General features: G+C 66.2%; 9 protein-coding genes and 1 tRNA gene. 6 read left to right on the top strand and 4 right to left on the bottom strand.

Annotation, left to right across the window (positions count from 1 at the left end; all coding sequences use genetic code 11):
- Positions 1–86: 86 nt before the first annotated feature.
- Positions 87–5012: an NAD-glutamate dehydrogenase gene (locus tag ABD024_RS06090; RefSeq protein WP_343850689.1), complete on the bottom strand. Its 4926-nt coding sequence runs from the start codon at positions 5010–5012 to the stop codon at positions 87–89.
- A gap of 514 nt (positions 5013–5526) precedes the next feature.
- Between ABD024_RS06090 and ABD024_RS06085 the strand changes: the two genes are divergently transcribed.
- Together ABD024_RS06085 and ABD024_RS06080 are read left to right on the top strand one after the other, a co-directional pair.
- Entirely contained in the window at positions 5527–6717 is a 1191-nt protein-coding gene (locus ABD024_RS06085) for an efflux RND transporter periplasmic adaptor subunit (RefSeq protein WP_343850687.1), read from the top strand.
- Between the two features lie 13 nt (positions 6718–6730).
- Positions 6731–9985, top strand: coding sequence for a multidrug efflux RND transporter permease subunit (locus ABD024_RS06080; protein ID WP_343850685.1), 3255 nt, complete (start codon positions 6731–6733; stop codon positions 9983–9985).
- Positions 9986–10086: 101 nt separating this feature from the next.
- Here the strand turns inward: ABD024_RS06080 and ABD024_RS06075 are convergent, their stop codons facing one another.
- Positions 10087–11247: an acyl-CoA dehydrogenase family protein gene (locus tag ABD024_RS06075; protein ID WP_343850683.1), complete on the bottom strand. Its 1161-nt coding sequence runs from the start codon at positions 11245–11247 to the stop codon at positions 10087–10089.
- 132 nt (positions 11248–11379) lie between these two features.
- Between ABD024_RS06075 and ABD024_RS06070 the strand changes: the two genes are divergently transcribed.
- From ABD024_RS06070 to metH, 3 genes are read left to right on the top strand one after another with little or no spacing between them, the layout of a single operon-like run.
- Positions 11380–12309: an ArsR/SmtB family transcription factor gene (locus tag ABD024_RS06070; protein ID WP_343850681.1), complete on the top strand. Its 930-nt coding sequence runs from the start codon at positions 11380–11382 to the stop codon at positions 12307–12309.
- 33 nt (positions 12310–12342) lie between these two features.
- Positions 12343–13425 (top strand): homocysteine S-methyltransferase family protein, encoded by a 1083-nt coding sequence (locus ABD024_RS06065; protein WP_343850679.1) that lies wholly within the window; start codon positions 12343–12345, stop codon positions 13423–13425.
- Between the two features lies 1 nt (position 13426).
- Positions 13427–16117: a methionine synthase gene (gene metH, locus ABD024_RS06060; protein WP_343850677.1), complete on the top strand. Its 2691-nt coding sequence runs from the start codon at positions 13427–13429 to the stop codon at positions 16115–16117.
- A 22-nt stretch (positions 16118–16139) separates the two neighbouring features.
- Here the strand turns inward: metH and ABD024_RS06055 are convergent, their stop codons facing one another.
- Positions 16140–16481 carry a lipid-A-disaccharide synthase N-terminal domain-containing protein gene (locus ABD024_RS06055; RefSeq protein WP_343850675.1) on the bottom strand — a complete coding sequence of 114 codons (342 nt, stop codon included), beginning with the start codon at positions 16479–16481 and terminating at the stop codon, positions 16140–16142.
- A 124-nt stretch (positions 16482–16605) separates the two neighbouring features.
- Here ABD024_RS06055 and ABD024_RS06050 point away from each other — a divergent pair.
- Positions 16606–16680, top strand: a tRNA-Val gene (locus ABD024_RS06050).
- Between the two features lie 330 nt (positions 16681–17010).
- Here the strand turns inward: ABD024_RS06050 and ABD024_RS06045 are convergent.
- Entirely contained in the window at positions 17011–20742 is a 3732-nt protein-coding gene (locus ABD024_RS06045; protein ID WP_343850673.1) for a diguanylate cyclase domain-containing protein, read from the bottom strand.
- Between the last annotated feature and the right edge of the window lie 110 nt (positions 20743–20852).

Genomic DNA, 20852 nt, shown 5'->3' with positions numbered 1-20852 from the left:
GACACGCGAAAGGCGCGGGATAAAAGAAACGCCCGGCGACCTTGCGGGCGCCGGGCGTTTCATACCGCATTACGATGCGAGCTTCCTCAGACCGGTACTTGTGCCAGCTGCGCCAGGCGACGGACCGCGACCGAGGCGATCGGGTAGTCCGCGTTCTGGGTGAGGATTTCCGCCAGCATGCCGCGGGTGTATTGCAGCGTGGCATCGTCGCGTTGCAGCCACGCCTGCACCGGCGAGACATCCTTGCCGCCGCCGCCGAGGTTCAGCACCTGCAACGACAGCGCCCGGTGCTGGTGGTTGAGCTCGTCCAGCAGCGAGCCGCGAGCCTGTGCGTGCCAGTGGCCTTCCACCGGCAGCGCCTCGATCTGGTCGCGTAGCCACTCCAGGTCCAGTGCCTCGCCCAGTTCGTAGAACACGCCGGCCACCTTCTCGACCGGCTGGCCGCTCTGCTGGCTCACCTCGACCATGTCCAGCGCCGCACGCAGTTCCGGCATGCGGGCCATCCGCAACGCCAGGTCGGCGGGCAGGCCCAGGCCTTCCCACTTCTCCTGGCTGGAGGAGAAATCACCCTTGCCGGTCGGCGTCAGCACGTCCGGCAATGCCTTGCGCAGGGCCGACACGCCAGTCTGATAACGCTCGACGTTGGCGGCGATGTCCAGCGAACCACCCGGACGGTTGAGCAGCCAGCGGGTCATGTGCCGCAGCAGCGACCAGATCTGCTTGATCGCGTCGATCTGGGTGTTCTCGGCGACCTTGCTGTCGAGCGCCTCGACCTGCGACCACAGCTCGCGTGCATCGAGGACCTCGCGCGCCACCGTGTACGCCTTGGCGATCGCCGCCGGACCCTGCCCGGTGTCTTCCTGCATGCGCATCATGAAGGTGGCGCCCATGCGGTTGATCGTCGAGTTGGTCACCGCGGTGGCGATGATCTCGCGCTTCAGCCGGTGACGCTGCATGTGCGCGGCGTACTTCTCGTGCAGCGGCACGGGGAAGTAGCGCACCAGTTCCTTCGACAGGTACGGGTCTTCGGGCACGTCCGAGTCCAGCAATTGCTGGAACAGGCGCATCTTGTCGTACGACAGCAGCACTGCCAGCTCCGGCCGGGTCAGACCCAGTCCGCGGCTCTTGCGCTCGGTCAGTTCGGCTTCGCTGGGCAGGTTCTCGACCTGGCGATCGAGCGTGCCCTCGGCTTCCAGCGTGCGGATGAAGTGCGCCATCGAACCGAGGCGTTGCACCGACTGGTGCTCCATCAGGGTGATCGCCTGGTTCTGCCGGTAGTTGTCCCACAGCACCAGCTGGCCCACTTCGTCGGTCATCGCGGCAAGCTGCGCGTTGCGCGCATCGAAGCCCAGCTCGCCACGCTGCACGGCGTCGTTCAGCAGGATCTTGATGTTCACCTCGTGATCGGAGGTGTCCACGCCGGCGGAGTTGTCGATGAAGTCGGTATTCAGCAGCACGCCCTTCTGCGCCGCCTCGATACGGCCCTTCTGGGTCATGCCCAGGTTGCCGCCTTCGCCGATGATTTTCGCGCGGACGTCGGCGCCGTTGATACGCAGCCCGTTGTTGGCGCGATCGCTCACCTCGGCATGCGTTTCACCGGACGACTTGATGTAGGTACCGATGCCGCCGTTCCACAACAGGTCGACCGGCGCCTTGAGCACCGCGCTGAGCAGATCGGTCGGCGCCATGTGCTCGACGTCGGGCTTGAGCCCCAGCGCCACGCGCACTTCCGGCGAGATCGGGATCGACTTGGCGCTGCGCGGATACACGCCACCGCCGGCCGAGATCAGCGACTTGTCGTAGTCGTCCCAGCTCGAACGCGGCACGTCGAACATGCGCTTGCGTTCGACGAAGGAACGCGCCGCATCCGGATTCGGGTCGAGGAACACGTGGCGATGGTCGAACGCCGCCACCAGCCGGATGTGCTCGGACAGCAACATGCCGTTGCCGAACACATCGCCGGACATGTCGCCGATGCCGACGCAGGTGAAGTCCTGCGTCTGGCAATCGCGGTTGAGCGCGCGGAAGTGGCGCTTGACCGACTCCCATGCGCCGCGCGCGGTGATGCCCATGCCCTTGTGGTCGTAACCGTGCGAGCCGCCGGAAGCAAACGCGTCGCCCAGCCAGTAGTTGTGCTCGATCGAGATCGCGTTGGCGATGTCGGAGAACTTCGCGGTGCCCTTGTCGGCCGCGACCACCAGGTACGGGTCATCCGGGTCGTGCCGCACCACGTCGTGCGGATGCACCACCTTGCCGTCGACCAGGTTGTCGGTGATGTCGAGCAGGCCGTTGATGAACAGGCGATAGCAGGCGATGCCCTCGGCCTGCACCGCATCGCGATCGCCGTTGGTCGGCGACTTCTTGACGAAGAAGCCACCCTTGGAACCGACCGGCACGATGACCGTGTTCTTCACCATCTGCGCCTTGACCAGGCCGAGCACTTCGGTGCGAAAATCCTCGCGCCGGTCGGACCAGCGCAGGCCGCCGCGTGCCACGGCGCCAAAGCGCAGGTGGATGCCCTCGACGCGCGGAGCGCACACCCAGATCTCGCGGTACGGCACCGGCTTGGGCAGGTCGGGCAGCATGTGCGAATCGATCTTGTAGCTGATGTAGTCGCGGTAGGCGCCCTCCCATTGCTGGAAGAAGCTGGTGCGCAAGGTGGCGCGGATCAGCTTCACGAAGCTGCGCAGGATGCGGTCCTCGTCGAGGCTGGCCACGTTCTCCAGCAGGATCCCGACCGCGTTCTCGACGGCCTGGATCTGCTCGTCGCGCGGCTTCGCCAGCATCGCACCGAGGCCATCGATCAGCGCCGGCTGGGCCGCCTGCACGTTGGCCGGGATCAGCGCCTGCATCTCGGCGGTCAGGGTGGCGCCGGCAGCCTTCAGCTCGTCGGCGGAAAGCGACTCGCGGCGCGGATCGAACTTGGCCAGGAACAACTCCACCAGCAGCCCGGCAATCGCCGGATAGCGGTTGAGGGTTTCCTCCATGTACGACTGCGAGAAGGTGGCTCCGGTCTGCAGCAGGTATTTGCAGTAGCCGCGCAGCACGGCCACCTGGCGCCAGCTCAGCTTGGCGCCCAGCACCAGCCGGTTGAAGCCGTCGTTCTCGGCGTTGCCGCGCCAGATCTGCTCGAACGCATCCTCGAACAGCGCACCGACCTGGCTGACGCTGAAGGTGAGCTTGCCAACCGGCTGCACTTCGAAATCCTGGATCGACAGCGGACCGTCGCCGGCAACGTCGTAGACGTGCTCGGTAAGCACGCGCAGGCCGAGGTTTTCCAGCTGCGGCAGCACTTCGGACAGCGCGATGTCGCCGCCGGAACGGTAGACCTTGAAGCGCAGCGTCTCCGGGTCCTTCGGCGGGTGGTAGAACGACATCCGCAGCGCGTTTTCGCCGGCCAGCTGCGACAGCTGGTGCACGTCCTCGGCGGCCACCGCCGGGCTCACGTCCTCGACGTAGCCGGCCGGCAGCGAGCGCGCATAACGGTTGGCCAGCACCACGCCCTCATGTTCGCCGCGCAATTGCACCAGCGCATCGCGCACCTCGTCATGCCAGTTGCGCACGATGCCTGCGACGCCCTGCTCCAGCTCGGCGAGGTCGTACGCAGGCCGGTCACCGATCTTCGGCCGCAGCACGATGGTCAGCCGCGCCAGTACGGCCTCGCCCATCTGCACCGAGGAATCGCTCTGCTCGGCGTGCAGCGCCGAACCCAGCAGGGCCTCGATGCGTTCGCGCACCGAAGTGTTGAAGCGGTCGCGCGGCACGAACACCATGCAGGTGAAGAAACGGCCGTAACGGTCGCGGCGCATGAACAGCCGCGTGCGTGCGCGCTGGCGCAGCTCGAGGATGCCCATCGCGGTGGCGAACAACTCGTCCTCGGTGCTCTGCAGCAGTTCCTCGCGCGGCAGCGTCTCCAGGATGTGCCGCAGCGACTTGCCGGAATACGAATCGCGCTTGAGGCCCGAACGCGCCAGCACGGTCTCCACCTTGTGCCGCACCAGCGGCACGTCCTGCGGACGGGTCATGTAGGCATTGGAGGAGAACAGGCCAAGGAAGCGCTGCTCGGCCACGGCACGGCCATCGGCGCCGAACTGCAGCACGCCGATGTAATCCATGTAGCCGGCGCGGTGCACGTGCGAACGCGCGTTGGTCTTGGTCAGGATGATCGCGTCGGTGGCGCCGGATTGCGGCAACTCGGTGGCGGCCAGCGTACGCAGCGAGCGCGGCGCCATCGAGCGCTCGTTGCTGCGCAGGATACCCAGGCCGGACGACTCGATCGCGCGCAATACGCGATCGCCGTCGGCATCGGCGACTTCGTATTCGCGGTAGCCGAGGAAGGTGAAGTTGTCGGCGGCGATCCAGCGCATGAACTCGCTGGCCTCCTGCACCGAGGCGGCATCCAGCGGCAGCTTGCGCTGCGGCAGTTCGTTGGCGACCGCCAGTGCCTTGTCGCGCATCGCCGACCAGTCGTTCACCGCCGCGCGCACGTCGTCCAGCGCGGCCTCGACCTGCGCCTCCAGATGCGCCTGCTCGGCGGTATCGGCGAGCCGGTCGATCTCGAAATGCATCAGCGACTCGGCGCTGCCGGCGTCGCCGCCGAGGCTCAGCAGCTTGCCGGAAGCATCGCGCGCCACCTTCAGCACCGGATGAATCACTGCATGGATCTGCAGCTTCGCCGAGACGATCATGCTGACCGTATCGACCAGGAACGGCATGTCGTCGGTGACGATCTGCAGCAGGCTGCGCCCGGCCTGCACATCCGCCGGGTTGAGCACGCGCACGCTGGCGCAACCGGCGCGACGCTGCTGCATGAACTCCAGCAGGCTACCGACCAGCGCCGCCCACTGCACCGGTGTGTGCAGATGCGCGTCGCCGCCCCCGATACGTGCAAAGAAAGCCTCGCAGAAAACCTGCGCCTCGTTCAGGCGCTCGGGCGAAAAACCGCCCTTTTTCAGCTCTGCAAGCACTACTGACGGAAGGGATGGGTCGTTCGCCGCATGGGTCGCATTCATGGCATCTACTGGTTAGTGGAGACGATGGTGGATAAGCAGGTAAAAAGCCTTGGAAGGATACGCCGCGTGACAAGGTGAATCCAGCCGCGCACCCCAGTCGCAACCATGCGCGTGGGCATGGTTGCGACTGGTCGCGAGGGACCTTCATGCAAGCCGTGCCAGTCACTCGACCACGCGCGCCGTGCCGCGAGCACCCCGGATGCCGAACCTTCCACGACAGCTTCCGGAAGCGCAGTTGCCGCTTGCCGGGGCAAGGCTGTCCAGATCATCGCGCCCCTTGTCAATGACTGGATTCATGCCACCGATAAAATGTAAACTGGTCGGTATAGTCTGGTCTGTGGACCGCCTGGCATGGCGCTTTGCGGGACGGCGACGCGGTTCGAACCACGGCCGCCCGCAGCCAGGCAAACCTATGACACAGGACATACGGAGCGCGATGCAGTATTCCATCCACCGCACCGCAGCGCGCCCCGGCAAGCCCCCTATCCCCGTTCAAGCAAGTTCTGGAGCTCCCATGAATTCCTCGTTACTGCGCGCACCCTTGTTGTGCCTGAGTCTGCTGGCGCTGACCGCCTGCGGCAAAGGCAAGGAGCAGGGGCCGCCACAGATGCCGCCGCCGGAAGTCGGCGTGATCAAGGTGCAGCCACAGAACTCGCCGTTGACGCGCGACCTGGTCGGTCGCCTTTCCGCCTATCGCAGCGCCGACGTGCGCGCCCGCGTGCCAGGCGTGCTGCTCAAGCGCACCTATGAGGAAGGCACCGACGTCAAGAAAGGCCAGTTGCTGTTCCAGATCGACCCGGCACCGCTGAAGGCCGTGCTGAACGCCAGCCAGGCTTCGCTGGCGCAGGCCCGGGCGACCTACACCAACAACAAGGTGGCTGCGCAGCGCATGCGCGATCTGGCACCGAAGGGCTACGTCTCGAGATCGGATCTGGACAACGCGCTGGCCGCCGAACGCACCAGTGCTGCCGCGGTGCAGGCAGCGCAGGCCAACGTGCAGGCCGCGCGCATCAACCTCGACTACGCCAACGTCACCTCGCCGATCGACGGCCGCGCCGGCCAGCAGCAGGTGACCGAGGGCGCGCTGGTCGGCAACGGCGAAGCCACCCTGCTCACTACCGTCGACCAGATCGATCCGCTTTATGTGAACTTCACCATGAGCGTGGCGACGATGGAGCAGATGCGCAGCGCGCAAAGCAGCGGCAACGTCACCCTGGCCAGCCCGGACAAGGCCAGTGTGCGGATCACCCTGCCCGACGGCAGCGCCTACGCCGAACCGGGTGTGTTGAATTTCTCCGACACCTCGGTCAACCCGTCCACCGGCTCGGTCAACCTGCGCGCGTCTATCCCGAACCCGAAGCACGGCCTGCTGCCGGGCATGTACGTGACGCTGAAAGCACTGCTCGGCGAGCAGCACAAGGTGTTCCTGATCCCGCAGCAGGCGGTGCAGCGCGATACCAGCGGAACCTACGTGATGACCATCGGCACGGACGGCAACGTCAAGCGCAAGGAAGTCACCACGGCCGACATGCGCGACGGCAACTGGGTCGTCAGCGGCGGCCTCGCGGCCGGCGACCAGGTGGTGGTGTCCGGCGTGCAGAAAGTGAAGGACGGCGCACCGGCCAAGGCCGCCCCGTGGCAACCCGCAGCGGCCGCTGGAAAGCCCGCCACCTCCGCTCCGGGCGCCGCCCCGAGCGGCAAGTAACGGAGCACATCCCATGCCGAATTTTTTCATCGACCGCCCGATCTTCGCCTGGGTGGTAGCCATCCTGATCGCGCTTGGCGGCGTCCTCGCGATCCTCAACCTGGGCGTGGAGTCCTACCCGAACGTGGCCCCGCCGTCGGTAACGGTCAGTGCCACCTACCCGGGCGCCAGCGCGGACACCACCGAGAAGAACGTCACCCAGGTGATCGAGCAGCAGCTGACCGGCATCGATCACCTGCTGTACTTCAGCTCCTCGTCCAGCTCCAGCGGCCGCGCCAGCATCACGCTGACGTTCGAAAACGGCACCGATCCGGACATCGCCCAGGTGCAGGTGCAGAACAAGGTCTCGCTGGCCACGCCGCGGCTGCCGTCCGACGTGACCAAGCAGGGCGTGGTGGTGGCCAAGGCCAATTCGGGCTTCCTGGAAGTGGTGGCGCTGCAGTCCGACAACCCGGCGATCGACCGCAACAAGCTCAACGACATCGTCGCGTCGCAGGTGCTTGACCAGATCTCGCGCATTCCCGGCGTCGGCAGCACCCAGCAATTCGGTGGCGAATATGCCATGCGCATCTGGCTGGATCCGGACAAGCTGCACGGCTACGGCCTGTCGGCCAGCCAGGCGCTGGCCGCGGTCAGTTCGCAGAACGTGCAGTTCGCCGCCGGTTCGCTCGGCTCGGATCCGGCGCAGAACGGCCAGGGTCTCAGCGTCACGGTGGCGACCGAGGGCCGCTTCACCACGCCCGAACAGTTCGAGAACATCATCCTGCGCGCCGACAGCGACGGCACCACCGTCAAGCTCGGCGACGTGGCGCGGGTCGGTTTCGGCGCCGGCGGCTACGGCTTCAACACCATGTTCAACGGCAAGCCGGTCGCCGCGTTCGCGATCCAGCTGCTGCCCGGCGCCAACGCGCTGGACGTGGCGACCGCCGTGCACGGCAAGATGGCCGAACTGGCGGGCAGCTTCCCGCAGGGCGTGAGCTGGCTGGTGCCGTACGACTCCACCACCTTCGTCAAGATCTCGATCAACGAGGTGGTGCACACCCTGGTCGAGGCGATCATCCTGGTGTTCCTGGTGATCCTGCTGTTCCTGCAGAACATCCGCGCCACCATCATCCCCACCCTGGTGATCCCGATCGCGCTGCTGGGCACCTTCATCGGCATGCTGCTGCTCGGCTTCACCATCAACCAGCTGACCCTGTTCGGCATGGTGCTCGCGATCGGCATCGTGGTGGACGACGCGATCGTGGTGATCGAGAACGTCGAACGCATCATGACCGAGGAAGGCCTTTCGCCGAAGGACGCCACCAGGAAGGCCATGGGCCAGATCACCGGCGCCGTGGTCGGCATCACCGTGGTGCTGATCGCGGTGTTCGTGCCGTCGGCGTTCCAGCCGGGCGCCTCCGGCGTGGTCTACAAGCAGTTCGCGCTGACCATCGCGGTCTCGGTGGGTTTCTCCGCCTTCCTCGCGCTGTCGTTCACGCCGGCGCTGTGCGCCAGCTTCCTCACCCCGGTGCACGAAGAGAAGAAGAATTTCGTGTTCCGCTGGTTCAACACCGCGTTCGCGAAGATCACCCACACCTACACCGGCCATATCGGCAGCGCCGTGCGCCACGCACCGCGCTGGATGATGGTGTTCGTGCTGATCAGCGTGCTGACCGGCTTCCTGTACACCCGCCTGCCCGGCAGCTTCCTGCCCGAAGAAGACCAGGGCTTCGCACTGGCGATCGTGCAGTTGCCGCCGGGCGCCAGCCTGCAGCGCACCAATGCGGCGATGACCGACATGCGCAACGCGCTGCAGCAGAATCCCGCCGTCGACGGCATCATGCAGGTGTCCGGCTTCAGCTTCCTCGGCTCGGGCGAGAACGTGGGCATGGCGTTCATCCGGCTCAAGCCGTGGGGCGAGCGTGGCTGGACGCCGGAGCAGAAATCGCAGCAGGAGCAACGTGACAAGCTGGTCAAGGAAGGCAAGGCACCGCCGGTCGACCCGCACATCACCGCGGACGAGTTCATCCAGCAGGCCAACGGTGCGGTGCAGTCGGTGCGCGACGCGCAGATCTTCGTGATCAACCTGCCCACCGTGCAGGGTCTGGGCCAGTTCGGTGGCTTCGACATGTACCTGCAGGATCGTGGCGGCGCGGGTCGCGCCGCGCTTACCGAGGCGCGCAACACCTTGCTCGGCAAGGCCAGCCAGAATCCGCTGCTGACCGGCGTGCGCCCGAACGGACTGGAGGATGCGCCGCAACTGCGGCTCGACGTCGACCGCACCCAGACGCAGTCGATGGGGCTGCAGGTGAGCGACATCTACAACGCGATCAGCCTCATGCTGGCGCCGGTCTACGTCAACGACTTCTCCTACGGCGGCCGCGTCAAGCGCGTCATCATGCAGGCCGACGCCTCCTATCGCATGGGGCCGGATGCGTTGCAGCACATCTTCACGCCGAGCGCGCAGAACAATGCCGACGGCACCCCGCAGATGATCCCGCTGTCCAACGTGGTGCAGGCGAAGTGGCAGATGGCATCGCCCTCGCTGACACGCTACAACGGCTATTCGGCAGTCGAGATCGTGGGTTCGCCGGCACCGGGCCACGCCTCGGGCGAGGCGATGAACGAAATGCAGAAGATCGTCGAGGACGACCTGCCCCGCGGCTTCGGCTACGACTGGACCGGCCAGTCCTACCAGGAAATCCTCTCCGGCAATGCCGCGGTGCTGCTGATGGTGCTGTCGGTGCTGATCGTGTTCCTGTGCCTCACCGCCCTGTACGAAAGCTGGTCGATTCCGGTATCGGTGCTATTGGTGGTGCCGCTGGGCATTCTGGGCGCGGTGGTGTTCACCCTGCTGCGTGGCCTGCCCGACGACATCTATTTCAAGATCGGCATGATCACGGTGATGGGCCTGGCCGCGAAGAACGCGATCCTGATCGTGGAGTTCGCGGTGATCGAGCAGCGGCAGGGACGCACCCTGCGCCAGGCCGTCGTCGACGCCGCCCGGCTGCGGCTGCGACCGATCCTGATGACCTCGATCGCCTTCGTCGGTGGCGTGTTTCCGCTGTTCATCTCCAGCGGCGCCGGCGCCAACGCACGCCACGCGATCGGCACCGGCGTGATCGGCGGCATGCTGTTCGCCACTTTCCTCGGCGTGCTGCTGATTCCGGTGTTCTACGTGGTGGTGCGCCGTCTGCTCGGCGACAAGCTGGATGGCGACGCGCCGGCCAAGCCCGCACTGGATGGCCCGCACACATTCGACTCCGATCCGCAGCGCGGACATTGAAGTAGAAGCGAAACAAAAAAAGCCCGGCAGTGTCGCTGCCGGGCTTTTTCGTTGCCACCTCGATGGTGCAGGGCCCGCGCGCGGGCTCCTGCGCTACGCCGTCAACGCAAGCCGGTTTCGGCGCGCGCGATCACCAGGCGCTGAATCTCGCTGGTGCCTTCGTAGATCTCGGTGATCTTGGCGTCGCGGAAGTAGCGTTCCAGCGGCATCTCCTTCGAGTAGCCCATGCCGCCGTGGATCTGCACGGCCTGGTGGCTGATCCACATCGCCGCCTCCGACGCGGTGAGCTTGGCCACCGCCGCCTCGGTGCCAAAACGGCCGCCGTGCTTCTCGGTTTCGCCCTTCATCCACGCCGCGCGCAGGGTCAGCAAGGTCGCCGCGTCCAGCTTGCACTTCATGTCGGCGATCTTCGACTGGGTCATCTGGAACGTGCCGATCGGCGCACCGAACGCCTTGCGGTCACGCGACCACTGCAAGGTCGCCTCGTACGCGGCGCGGGCGATGCCGACCGCCTGCGAGGCAATGCCGATGCGACCGGCGTCGAGCACGCCCATCGCAATCGAGAAGCCCTTGCCTTCTTCACCGAGCAGGTTTTCCTTCGGCAGCACGTAATCGGTGAACTCGATCTCGCAGGTGGCCGAGGCGCGGATGCCGAGCTTCGGCTCGGTCTTGCCGGCGAGGAAGCCGGGCAGTTGGGTATCGACGATGAACGCTGATACGCCCTTGGCGCCGATGCCCGGCGTACTGATCGCGAACAGCACGATGTAGCGCGCCACCGGGCCGGAGGTGATCCAGCTCTTCTTGCCGTTGATCACCCAGTCGCCGTTGGCGTTCTTCGTGGCGCGGGTATGCATGGCCGAGGCATCGGAGCCGGACTGCGGCTCGGTCAGCGCATAGGCGCCGATCGCCTCGCCGGTGGCGATCGCACGCACGTACTTCTGCTTCTGCTCCTCGTTGCCGTGCTTGAGGATGCCGTTGCAGAACAGCGAATTGTTCACTGACATCACGGTCGCGGTGGCCGCGTCGGCCGCGGCAATCTCGATCATCGCCAGCACGTAGGCGACCGGGTCCATGCCCGCGCCGCCGTATTCTTCCGGCACCTCGATGCCCATCAGACCGAGCTGGCCCATCTCACGGATGTTATCCAGCGGAAATTCGCCCCTGGCATCCAGTTCGGCCGCCACCGGCGCGATGCGCTTTTGCGCAAAGTCGCGGGCGATCGCCTGGATCGACAACTGGTCTTCGGTAAAACGGAAATCCACGGGCTGCTCCTGAAGGCAATCAAGCCGGCGATTTTAGCGGGAAATGGCGCGCAGGCTTGTCGGTGCGCGCTTGACGCGTCGCATAGGCCGGCCTAGCCTATACATCTTTGTATCGCGATACAGGGATAACCGATGGACTTGGCCACCGCTTCCAGCGTGCTGCGCCTGCTGGCCGACCCCACCCGCGTGCGCCTGCTGGCCCTGCTCGAACACGAGGAACTCACCGTGGCCGAACTGGCCGCGGTGCTGCACCTGGCGCAGCCGCGCGTGTCCACCCATCTGGCCAAGCTGAAGGAGGCTGGGCTGGTACGCGACCGCCGCGCCGGCGTGTCGGCCTACTACCGCGCCAACAATGAAGGCGAAGAGGCCCAGCACAGCCTGCTCGGCTCGCTGCGCGCCAGTATCGACGACGCCCTGCTGCGCGAAGATTCGGCGCGCCTGCCCGGCGTGCTGGCGAACCGCGCGCGCGAGGAAGGCTGGGCCGACACCGTGGCCGGCGACATGGAGCGCCATTATTCACCCGGCCGCACCTGGGAAACCCTGGCGCGCTCGCTGCTGCAACTGCTGGAGACCGGCGACGTGCTCGACATCGCCTCCGGCGACGGCATCACCGCCGAACTGCTGGCGCCGCACGCGCACTCGATCGTCTGCGTCGACTCCAGCGAACGCGTGGTCGAGGCTGCCACCAAGCGGCTGAAGGCATTCGCCAACGTGCAAGTGCGTCAGGGCGACATGCATGCGCTGGAACTGGGCGAACAACGTTTCGATCTGGTGCTGATGCTGCACGCACTGACCTACGCCGAGCATCCCGCGCGGGCCGTGGCGGAAGCCGCGCGACTGCTGCGCCCCGGCGGCCGCCTGCTCGCCGTGACGCTGGGCCAGCACGATCACCGCGCCGCGGTCGAGCCGTTCGACCATCGCAATCTTGGCTTCAGCAACGAGCAACTCGACGGCTACGCCCGCGCCGCCGGCCTCGACGTGCTGAGCTGCAACCGGCTCAGCCGCGAGCGCAAGGCGCCGCACTTCGAAGTGATCAGCCTGCTGGCGCGCAAGCCCGCTTGAATACCGTTGCACCGCTTAACCAAAGGAAGTTCGATGAGTACCCTGCCCTGGCTCCACCCCGATCGCGTCGCCCTGCTGGAGCAGGCGCTGCGCCAACGCATCCTGATTCTCGACGGCGGCATGGGCACCATGCTGCAGGCACACGAGCTGGATGAAGGCGGCTTCCGCGGCGAACGCTTCGAGCACGGCCACGACGGCCACGCACATGCGCACGATCATCCTGGCTGCGACCTCAGGGGCAACAACGACCTGCTCACGCTGACCCAACCGCACATCATCCGCGGTGTGCACGACGCCTACCTGGAAGCCGGCGCCGATCTGATCGAAACCAACACCTTCAACTCCACCCGCATCAGCCAGGCCGACTACAAGCTGCAGCATCTGGCCCAGGAACTGAACCGCGAAGGCGCGAAGCTCGCCCGCGCCGCCTGCGACGCGATGACCGCAAAGGCACCGGAAAAACCGCGCTTCGTGATCGGCGTGCTCGGCCCGACCAGCCGTACCGCCTCGCTGTCGCCGGACGTCAACGACCCGGGCTTCCGCAACGTCACGTTCGAGGAACTGGCCGAGAACTACACCGAATCCGCCAACGGCCTGATCGACGGCGGCGCCGACGTGATCATGGTCGAAACGATCTTCGATACGCTGAACGCGAAGGCCGCGCTGTTCGCATTGAGCGAACTGTTCCATCAACGCGGCGCACGCGTACCCGTGATGATCTCCGGCACCATCACCGACCGCTCCGGCCGCACCCTGTCCGGCCAGACCGCCGAGGCGTTCTACTACTCGGTGCGCCATGCGCGGCCGCTGTCAGTCGGCTTCAACTGTGCGCTCGGTGCCGAGGACCTGCGCCCGCACGTGCAGACCCTGGCCAACCTGGCCGAGACCTACGTCAGCACGCATCCGAACGCGGGCCTGCCCAACGCGTTCGGCGAATACGACGAGACCCCCGAACACATGGCCAGCGTGATCGGCGGCTTCGCCCGCGACGGCCTGCTGAACCTGGTCGGCGGCTGTTGTGGCACCACGCCGGCGCATATCAAGGCGATCGCCGAGGCAGTGCGCGAACTCGCACCGCGCGCACTGCCTTCCGCCGACCAAGTGGAGGCCGCATAACATGGCGCGCCATACCCGTCTGTCCGGCCTCGAGCCGCTGGTCATCACCTCGGACCTGCTGTTCATCAACGTCGGCGAGCGTACCAACGTCACCGGCTCGGCCCAGTTCAAGAAGCTGATCAAGGAAGACCGCTACGACGAAGCCGTCGAAGTCGCCCGCCAGCAGGTCGCCAACGGCGCCCAGGTGATCGACATCAACATGGACGAGGGCCTGATCGACTCCGAGGCGGCGATGACCCGCTTCGTCAACCTGATCTCGTCCGAGCCCGACATCGCCCGCGTGCCGTTCATGATCGACTCGTCCAAGTGGACGGTGATCGAGGCCGGCCTGCGCTGCCTGCAGGGCAAGGGCATCGTCAACTCGATCTCGATGAAGGAAGGCGAGGCGGCCTTCCTCGAACACGCACGCAAGGTGCAGCAATACGGCGCCGCCGCCGTGGTGATGGCGTTCGACGAACAGGGCCAGGCCGACACCTGCGAACGCAAGGTGTCGATCTGCGCGCGCGCCTACGAGCTGCTGACGAAGGAACTCGACTTCCTGCCCGAAGACATCATCTTCGACCCGAACATCTTCGCCATCGCCACCGGCATCGAGGAACACAACAACTACGCGGTGGATTTCATCAACGCCGCGCGCGAGCTGAAGAAACGCTTCCCCCACTGCCACATCTCCGGCGGCGTCTCCAACGTGTCGTTCTCGTTCCGCGGCAACAACACCGTGCGCGAGGCGATCCACTCGGTGTTCCTGTACCACGCGATCAGGGCCGGCATGGACATGGGCATCGTCAACGCCGGTGCGCTGACGATCATGGACGACATCGACCCGCCACTGCGTGAGCGCGTCGAGGACGTGGTGCTGAACCGCCGCGAGGATGCCACCGAGCGCCTGCTGGAGATCGCCGACAACTACAAGGGCAAGCGCGGCGCGGCCGAGGTCGAGACGCTGGCGTGGCGCGAGAAGGACGTGCGCGAACGGCTCAGCCACGCGCTGGTGCACGGCATCGACCAGTACGTGGTCGAGGACACCGAGGAAGCACGGCAGATGTCGACGCGTCCGCTCGACGTGATCGAAGGCCCGCTGATGGACGGCATGAACGTGGTCGGCGACCTGTTCGGCGCCGGCAAGATGTTCCTGCCGCAGGTGGTGAAGTCCGCGCGCGTGATGAAGAAGGCGGTGGCCTACCTGCTGCCCTACATCGAGGCGGAAAAACTGCGCACCGGCGATACCGGCAAGAACAACGGCAAGATCGTGATGGCCACGGTCAAGGGCGACGTGCACGACATCGGCAAGAACATCGTCGCGGTGGTGCTCCGCTGCAACAACTTCGAGGTGATCGACCTCGGCGTGATGGTGCCGGCGCAGAAGATCCTGGAAACCGCGATCGCAGAGAAAGCCGACATGATCGGCCTGTCCGGCCTGATCACGCCGTCGCTGGAGGAGATGGGCCAGGTCGCCAAGGAAATGCAGCGGCAAAACTTCCACATCCCGCTGCTGATCGGCGGCGCGACCACCTCGCGCGCGCACACCGCGCTGAAGATCGAGCCGCACTACAAGGCGGGTTGCGTCTGGGTAAAGGACGCGTCGCGTGCGGTCGGCGTGGCGCAGTCACTGGTCAGCAAAGACCTGGTCAAGGACTTCCTCGAAAAAATCCGCCTCGAATACGTCGACGTGCGCGAGCGCCATCGCAACCGCGGCCCCGGCAAGAAGCTGGTATCGCTGGAACATGCGCGCACGCACCGCTTCCGCTGCGATTGGGCGGCCTACGATCCGCCGCAGCCGAAGCAGCCGGGCGTCACCGTATTTCACGATTACGACCTCGCCACGATCCGCCGCTACATCGACTGGACCCCGTTCTTCCAGGCATGGGAACTCGCCGGCCACTACCCGGCCATCCTCACCGACGAAGTGGTCGGCCCGCAGGCCAGCGAGCTGTTCAAGGATGCGCAGGCGATGATGGACAGGATCATCGCCGAGAAGTGGCTGACCGCCCGCGCCGTGATCGGCCTGTGGCCGGCCGCCAACATCGGCGATGACGTCGAGGTATACACCGACACCAGCCGCACCAAGCGGCTCGCCAGGCTGTGCAGCCTGCGCCAGCAGGCCGACAAGCCGCCGGAGCGGCCGAACCTGTGCCTGGCGGATTTCATTACTCCGAAAGAGTTCGGCAAACCCGACTGGATCGGCGGCTTCGCGGTCACCGCCGGCCTCGGCATCGAGGAACACCTGGCGCGCTTCCAGGCCGACTACGACGACTACTCCTCGATCATCCTCAAGGCATTGGCCGACCGCCTCGCCGAGGCGTTCGCCGAACACATGCACGAGCGCGTACGCAAGGAATTCTGGGGTTTCGTGCCGGACGAGTCGCTCGACAACGACGCGCTGATCGCCGAAAAATACCGCGGCGTCCGCCCCGCGCCCGGCTATCCCGCCTGTCCCGAACACACCGAGAAAGCCACCCTATTCAAGTTGCTCGACGTCACCCGCAACACCGGCATCGAACTCACCGAAGGCTTCTCGATGTATCCCGCCGCCGCCGTCTCCGGCTGGTACTACTCGCACCCGGACAGCCAGTACTTCGTGGTCGGCCGGCTCGGCAAGGACCAGGTCGAGGATTACGCCAAGCGCAAGGGCTGGACGCTCGCCGAAGCAGAACGCTGGCTCGCCTCCAACCTGGATTACGAGCCGGAATAGTCGTGGACTCCCGGTTGCGCCATCACACGGTGGCGTCGCCGGTGATGCTGTTCTTGCGGTGGCGCAGGTGCACGACCAGGTTGTAGACCGAGACGAACGCGGGGAAGAAGTTCGAGATGATGCCCACCGAATCGTTCTTGCCGATGATGAAGTACGCCAGCAGCAGGATGCTGCCGCAGACCGACAGCCACCAGAACGCCAGCGGCATCACCACCCGCTTCAGCTTGCGCGTGTAGTACAGCTGCACGAACCAGCGGCTGGTGAACATCACCGAGCCGAGCAGGCCGACGGCCTTCCAGGGCGTCAGCTCGAACTGCTGGAGGGCGCGGAGAATGTTGGCCAGGTGAACGCTGAGGAATTCCATGGTGGTGCGCTTTTGACGTAGGGGGAGGCAAGTCTAGCAACCCGTGCTTCCGTTCCTGCGCGTCTCGAGCTACCCGAGGCATTGACCCGCCCAGCAACTGCCCCTAAAATTGCGCGCTCGCAGTGGGCGGTTAGCTCAGCGGTAGAGCACTGCCTTCACACGGCAGGTGTCACAAGTTCGATCCTTGTACCGCCCACCATCGAATCCAGAAACCGGCCCCGCGGCCGGTTTCGTCGTTTGGGCACCATCAAGTGCGCAGCGTGCGTGTAGCAACGGACACTTCACATGGCAGGTGTCACACAACGATCCTTGTACCGCCCACCATCGAATCCGGAAACCGGCCCCGCGGCCGGTTTCGTCGTTTGGGCACCATCAAGTGCGCAGCGTGCGTGTAGCAACGGGCACTTCACACGGCAGGTGTCACACAACGATCCTTGTACCGCCCACCATCGAATCCAGAAACCGGCCCCGCGGCCGGTTTCGTCGTTTGGGCACCAGCAAGTGCGCTGCGTGCGTGTCGCACGCATCCTCAGGGATGAAAGTTGCCGAGCACGTGCTCGACCAGTAGCGCAAGGAAGGCTTCGCGCTCGCGCCGGTAGCCAAGGTCGGACGGGCCGGCCAGGGCCGCCCTGTGCATGGCCTGGTGACTGGCATTCAGCGCCGCATCCAGGCCCGGGGTGTGCAGATATTCGCCCGGGCCGCAGCTTACCTGCGTATGCCGGGCCCAGAACGCCGGCTCGGCCGGCAGGGCAATGAACTGTTCCTCCCAGCGCAGCTCGCCGGCGAGTGCGCCCAGCCCGGTTCGCGGCCATGTGGAGCCTTGTCCGCCTCGGTACCGCGCCAGCCAGGCGGGCAATGCGTCGGCGGGCATCGGTCGCGCCAGCGCATAGCCCTGGCCGAAATCCGCACCAAGAATCGTTGCAGCCTCGATCAGGTCGGGCGACTCCAGCCCCTCGACGACCACTTCGAGCCGCAAGTCGTGCCCGATCCGGATCAGCTGACGAATGAAACGCAACGTGCCCAACGGATCCTGCCAAGCCTGGCTGACGATGGCCTGGTCGATCTTGATCCGGTCGAACGGCCACTGGCGCAGGCGGATGAGCGAGCTGTAGCCCGCGCCGAGGTCGTCTTCGACCAGGCGTACGCCCAGGGCCTTGAGCGACTGCATGCCCGAGCCCTGCGGCACGGCGGCATGCTCGGTGCCGATTGGCGATTCAAGTATCTCGAACAACAACGCCTGCGCCGCACAGCCGCTGCTGGCGATGACCGCCGCCGCCACTTCGGCATAGCGCGGGTCCTCAAGCGCGACCGCGGGTGCATTCACCGAGATATCCAGCGCATGGCCCGCCCGCAACAGCAATTCGCGACAGGCGGCGGCCTGGATCAGCCCCTGGCGAAACAGCACGAGCAAATCGTCCGCGCCCAGCGCGGGAAGAAACCTGGCCGGCGCCAGCAGGTCGCCGTCATCGTCGCGCAACCGTGCCAGCGCCTCGATCTCGGTAACCCGGCCATCGGCGAGCCTGACCAGCGGCTGGTAGTGCATCTGCAGCGCATCGGTCGCGACCGATGCGCGCCAGCGCTCGCGCACGAAGAACGGCAGCAGTTCGGTGCCCTGGCGCGGCGGCGCCAGGCGCGCCAGGGCTAGGTCCAGCACCGTCTTGATCTGCTCGAGGAAAGCCCGCTGGTCTTCGCTGTGAAAGCCCCCGGCGTACGGGCTGTACACGGTCAGCACAACCGCCGGTTTCCGCAGTGACGGACACAGCGGAATGGCCACGTTGGAAACCACCCCGAGACTCAGTGCGATGTCGCGCCAATTCGTCATCGACGGGTCGCTGCCGTAGTGGGCGCAACGCTGGATCCTCGCCGTGCGCCAGGCACGCCCGCTGGGCCCCCGCCCCTCCGACTGACCTTCATCGACCCGGATCGGCACCGCCTTGCCGCTGACCAGCGCATGCAGGTATTCGGCAAAGGCCGTTCCCGCCACTGCCTCGTAGGTCAGCTGGCCCGACGCGTCCGGGCGCCCCGCCGAACAGGCGATGATTTCCTCGTGCGATACCAGGATGTCGGCTACGCCCTGGATCAGTTCCAGGTAGCCTTCGGCCGACCACGCCAGTGCATTGATTCTCGCCAGCAGGGCCACCCGGCGGCGCTGCAGTTCGCGCATGCTTTCCAGTTGCCACTGCCGCTCCATGCCCAGCCGCTGCAGCAGGATCGCCAGCGCACGGTGGCCGGTCTGGCCGACGCCGGCCAGCGTGGCCGCCAGAATGTCGCGCAACTGCTCGATCGCCTCCAGCAGCCAGACTTCCTCGAGTCCGCAGGCCGCATGGAACAGACCGGTTCGGGTCGCCCGGGCGTGGTGGCCGGCCATGTCGAGGTCCGCCCGCAGCAGTGCCCGCAGATGCTGCAGCTGATGCTCTTCGAACACCTTCACATCCGCAGCCGGAAGCAGGTCCAGCAGCCTGGCAATGCCGTCATGCGAACGCAGCCCGGCGTGAAAGCTTTCCACGATGCCGGGCAACCGCGGCTCCCACGCCTTGCTGCAGGCATCGAGCAGCGTGGCGGCTTGTTCACCATACGGCGAGGCAACGGCATCCAGCTCGTCGGCCTGGTCCGTCACGCCATGGGGCGAAACCAGCGACCACCAGTGCGAGCGGTACCGCTTGCGCGATTTCACCTGGTACATCGCCTGGTCGGCTCGGCGCAGCAGTTGCTCGCCGGTGGCGTGGACGTCGCCGGAATACATCGCGACGCCCAGGCTGGCGCCCACGGACATGGCCGTGCCGTCGATCGTCAGCGGGAGCCGCAGGACTTCACCGATGCGCTCCAGCAACCCGTCGACCTCCGCCTCGGATTCGATATCCTCGAACACCAGCACGAACTCGTCGCCACCCAGTCGGGCCGCGTAGTCGCCGGCGCGGAGCATCTGCTGGAACCGGCCCGCCATCTCGATCAGCAGGCGATCGCCCACGGCATGGCCGTGGCGGTCGTTGATCGGCTTCAGGTCGTCCAGGTCGAGCAGCCCCACCGCCACCAGTCGCCCACGCCGCTTGGCGCGGGCCAGCACGGTCTCGAGGTGCCGATCCAGCGCGCGGCGGTTGGGCAGGCCGGTGAGATCGTCGTGCAGGGCCAGGTAGGTTTGCCGTTCCTGCTCCTGCAGCAGGGCGTGTCGCTGCGCATGCTGCCGCAGCGCCAGTCCGGTCGCGTCGGCGATCTCGTCCAGCAGGCGGCACATTTCGTCGTCAAAGGCATCCGACTCGACGGTCAGCACGACAAAGACGCCGGTCGGTACCCGTGCCGCGCCGATCGCGGGGGCGGAGGAACCGAACAGCGGCCAACACCCCACCGCACCGGCGTGTTCGAGCAACTCCTTGCGGAACCCCCGGTCGGCCTGCGGTGCATGGCGGGGATGGCGCCGGATCACTGGCGCCCCCTGCATAAAGGCCCGCGTTGGCGTCGAGGCGTTCGGGCCGTCGTCGTGCGGAGGCGGCAAGGGCAGGCCACGCACAATGTCGGCGATCGGGCCGACCAGGGCCACTCGCCGCAGCATGGAGCCGATACCATCGGCGGCAAACACGTCGACCGCAGCGGCACCGGCGATGTCGGCCAGCGCCCGGGCCAGCGTGCGATAGACCGATTCCGGGTCGGGCTGTTCCAGCAGGGCCCGTTGAATCGTGCGCTGCGCATCGCGGTAGCGACTCATCCGCATGCTGCGCTCCAGCAGCAGCTGATGGTCCCAGAACCGGCTCAGCTCGTCGACCAGCCGCTGTGCCCAATCGAGCAACTCCCCGCTCAGGCTGGGGCCGTCGTCGCGGGAGTAGGCGGCCAGCACCAGCTGGCCATCGTCACGCGTCCGCGATGCGGCCACGATGCAGGAACCGAAACCGTGCCGCTGCGCGGCGTCCCGCCATGGCGCGAACTCCGGCGCGTCGACCGAGGTCGCCCGCGCCTGCTCCTGGCGCAGCACCATCGCCACCGGCCCGCGCCCGCCGGGGTCGGATTCATCCGTACTGAGGCGCAACACGGCCGCATAGGCGGAGGCGGGTCCCGCCGCCGCCAATACCTCGACGGCGCTGTGTCCCGGTTCGCGTCGCCCGACCCAGACCAGCGGAAGATCCATGGTCGAAGCCAGAATGCCCGTGATCGTGACCATGACCAGGCGCCGGTCGCGATCCGGCTTCGCATGCAACAGCGCGAGGGTCTCCGCCACGCTCCGGTAGAAGCGTTCGCGAAGTTCGCCACGTGCCTGCTCCTGGCTGTTCACCCGCTTGCGAACTCCCCTAGAACGAACAAACGATGCATCGACCGTGACCATACTTCATCACGGGAGCCCGCATTAATCCATCATGCGTCGCGATGCCATGACATGCCCCG

The organism is Rhodanobacter soli (genome assembly GCF_039523495.1).
Taxonomy (GTDB): Bacteria; Pseudomonadota; Gammaproteobacteria; order Xanthomonadales; family Rhodanobacteraceae; genus Rhodanobacter; species Rhodanobacter soli.
Note: the sequence above shows the minus strand (reverse complement) of the source record. Positions and strands in the feature narration are given on the sequence as shown.

Bases quoted from the DNA above. Each gene is read 5' to 3' on its own strand.
- ABD024_RS06080 (WP_343850685.1), top strand. From the start codon at position 6,731: ATGCCGAATTTTTTCATCGACCGCCCGATCTTCGCCTGGGTGGTAGCC.
- metH (WP_343850677.1), top strand. From the start codon at position 13,427: ATGGCGCGCCATACCCGTCTGTCCGGCCTCGAGCCGCTGGTCATCACC.
- ABD024_RS06065 (WP_343850679.1), top strand. From the start codon at position 12,343: ATGAGTACCCTGCCCTGGCTCCACCCCGATCGCGTCGCCCTGCTGGAG.
- ABD024_RS06085 (WP_343850687.1), top strand. From the start codon at position 5,527: ATGAATTCCTCGTTACTGCGCGCACCCTTGTTGTGCCTGAGTCTGCTG.
- ABD024_RS06090 (WP_343850689.1), bottom strand. From the start codon at position 5,012: ATGAATGCGACCCATGCGGCGAACGACCCATCCCTTCCGTCAGTAGTG.
- ABD024_RS06070 (WP_343850681.1), top strand. From the start codon at position 11,380: ATGGACTTGGCCACCGCTTCCAGCGTGCTGCGCCTGCTGGCCGACCCC.
- ABD024_RS06055 (WP_343850675.1), bottom strand. From the start codon at position 16,481: ATGGAATTCCTCAGCGTTCACCTGGCCAACATTCTCCGCGCCCTCCAG.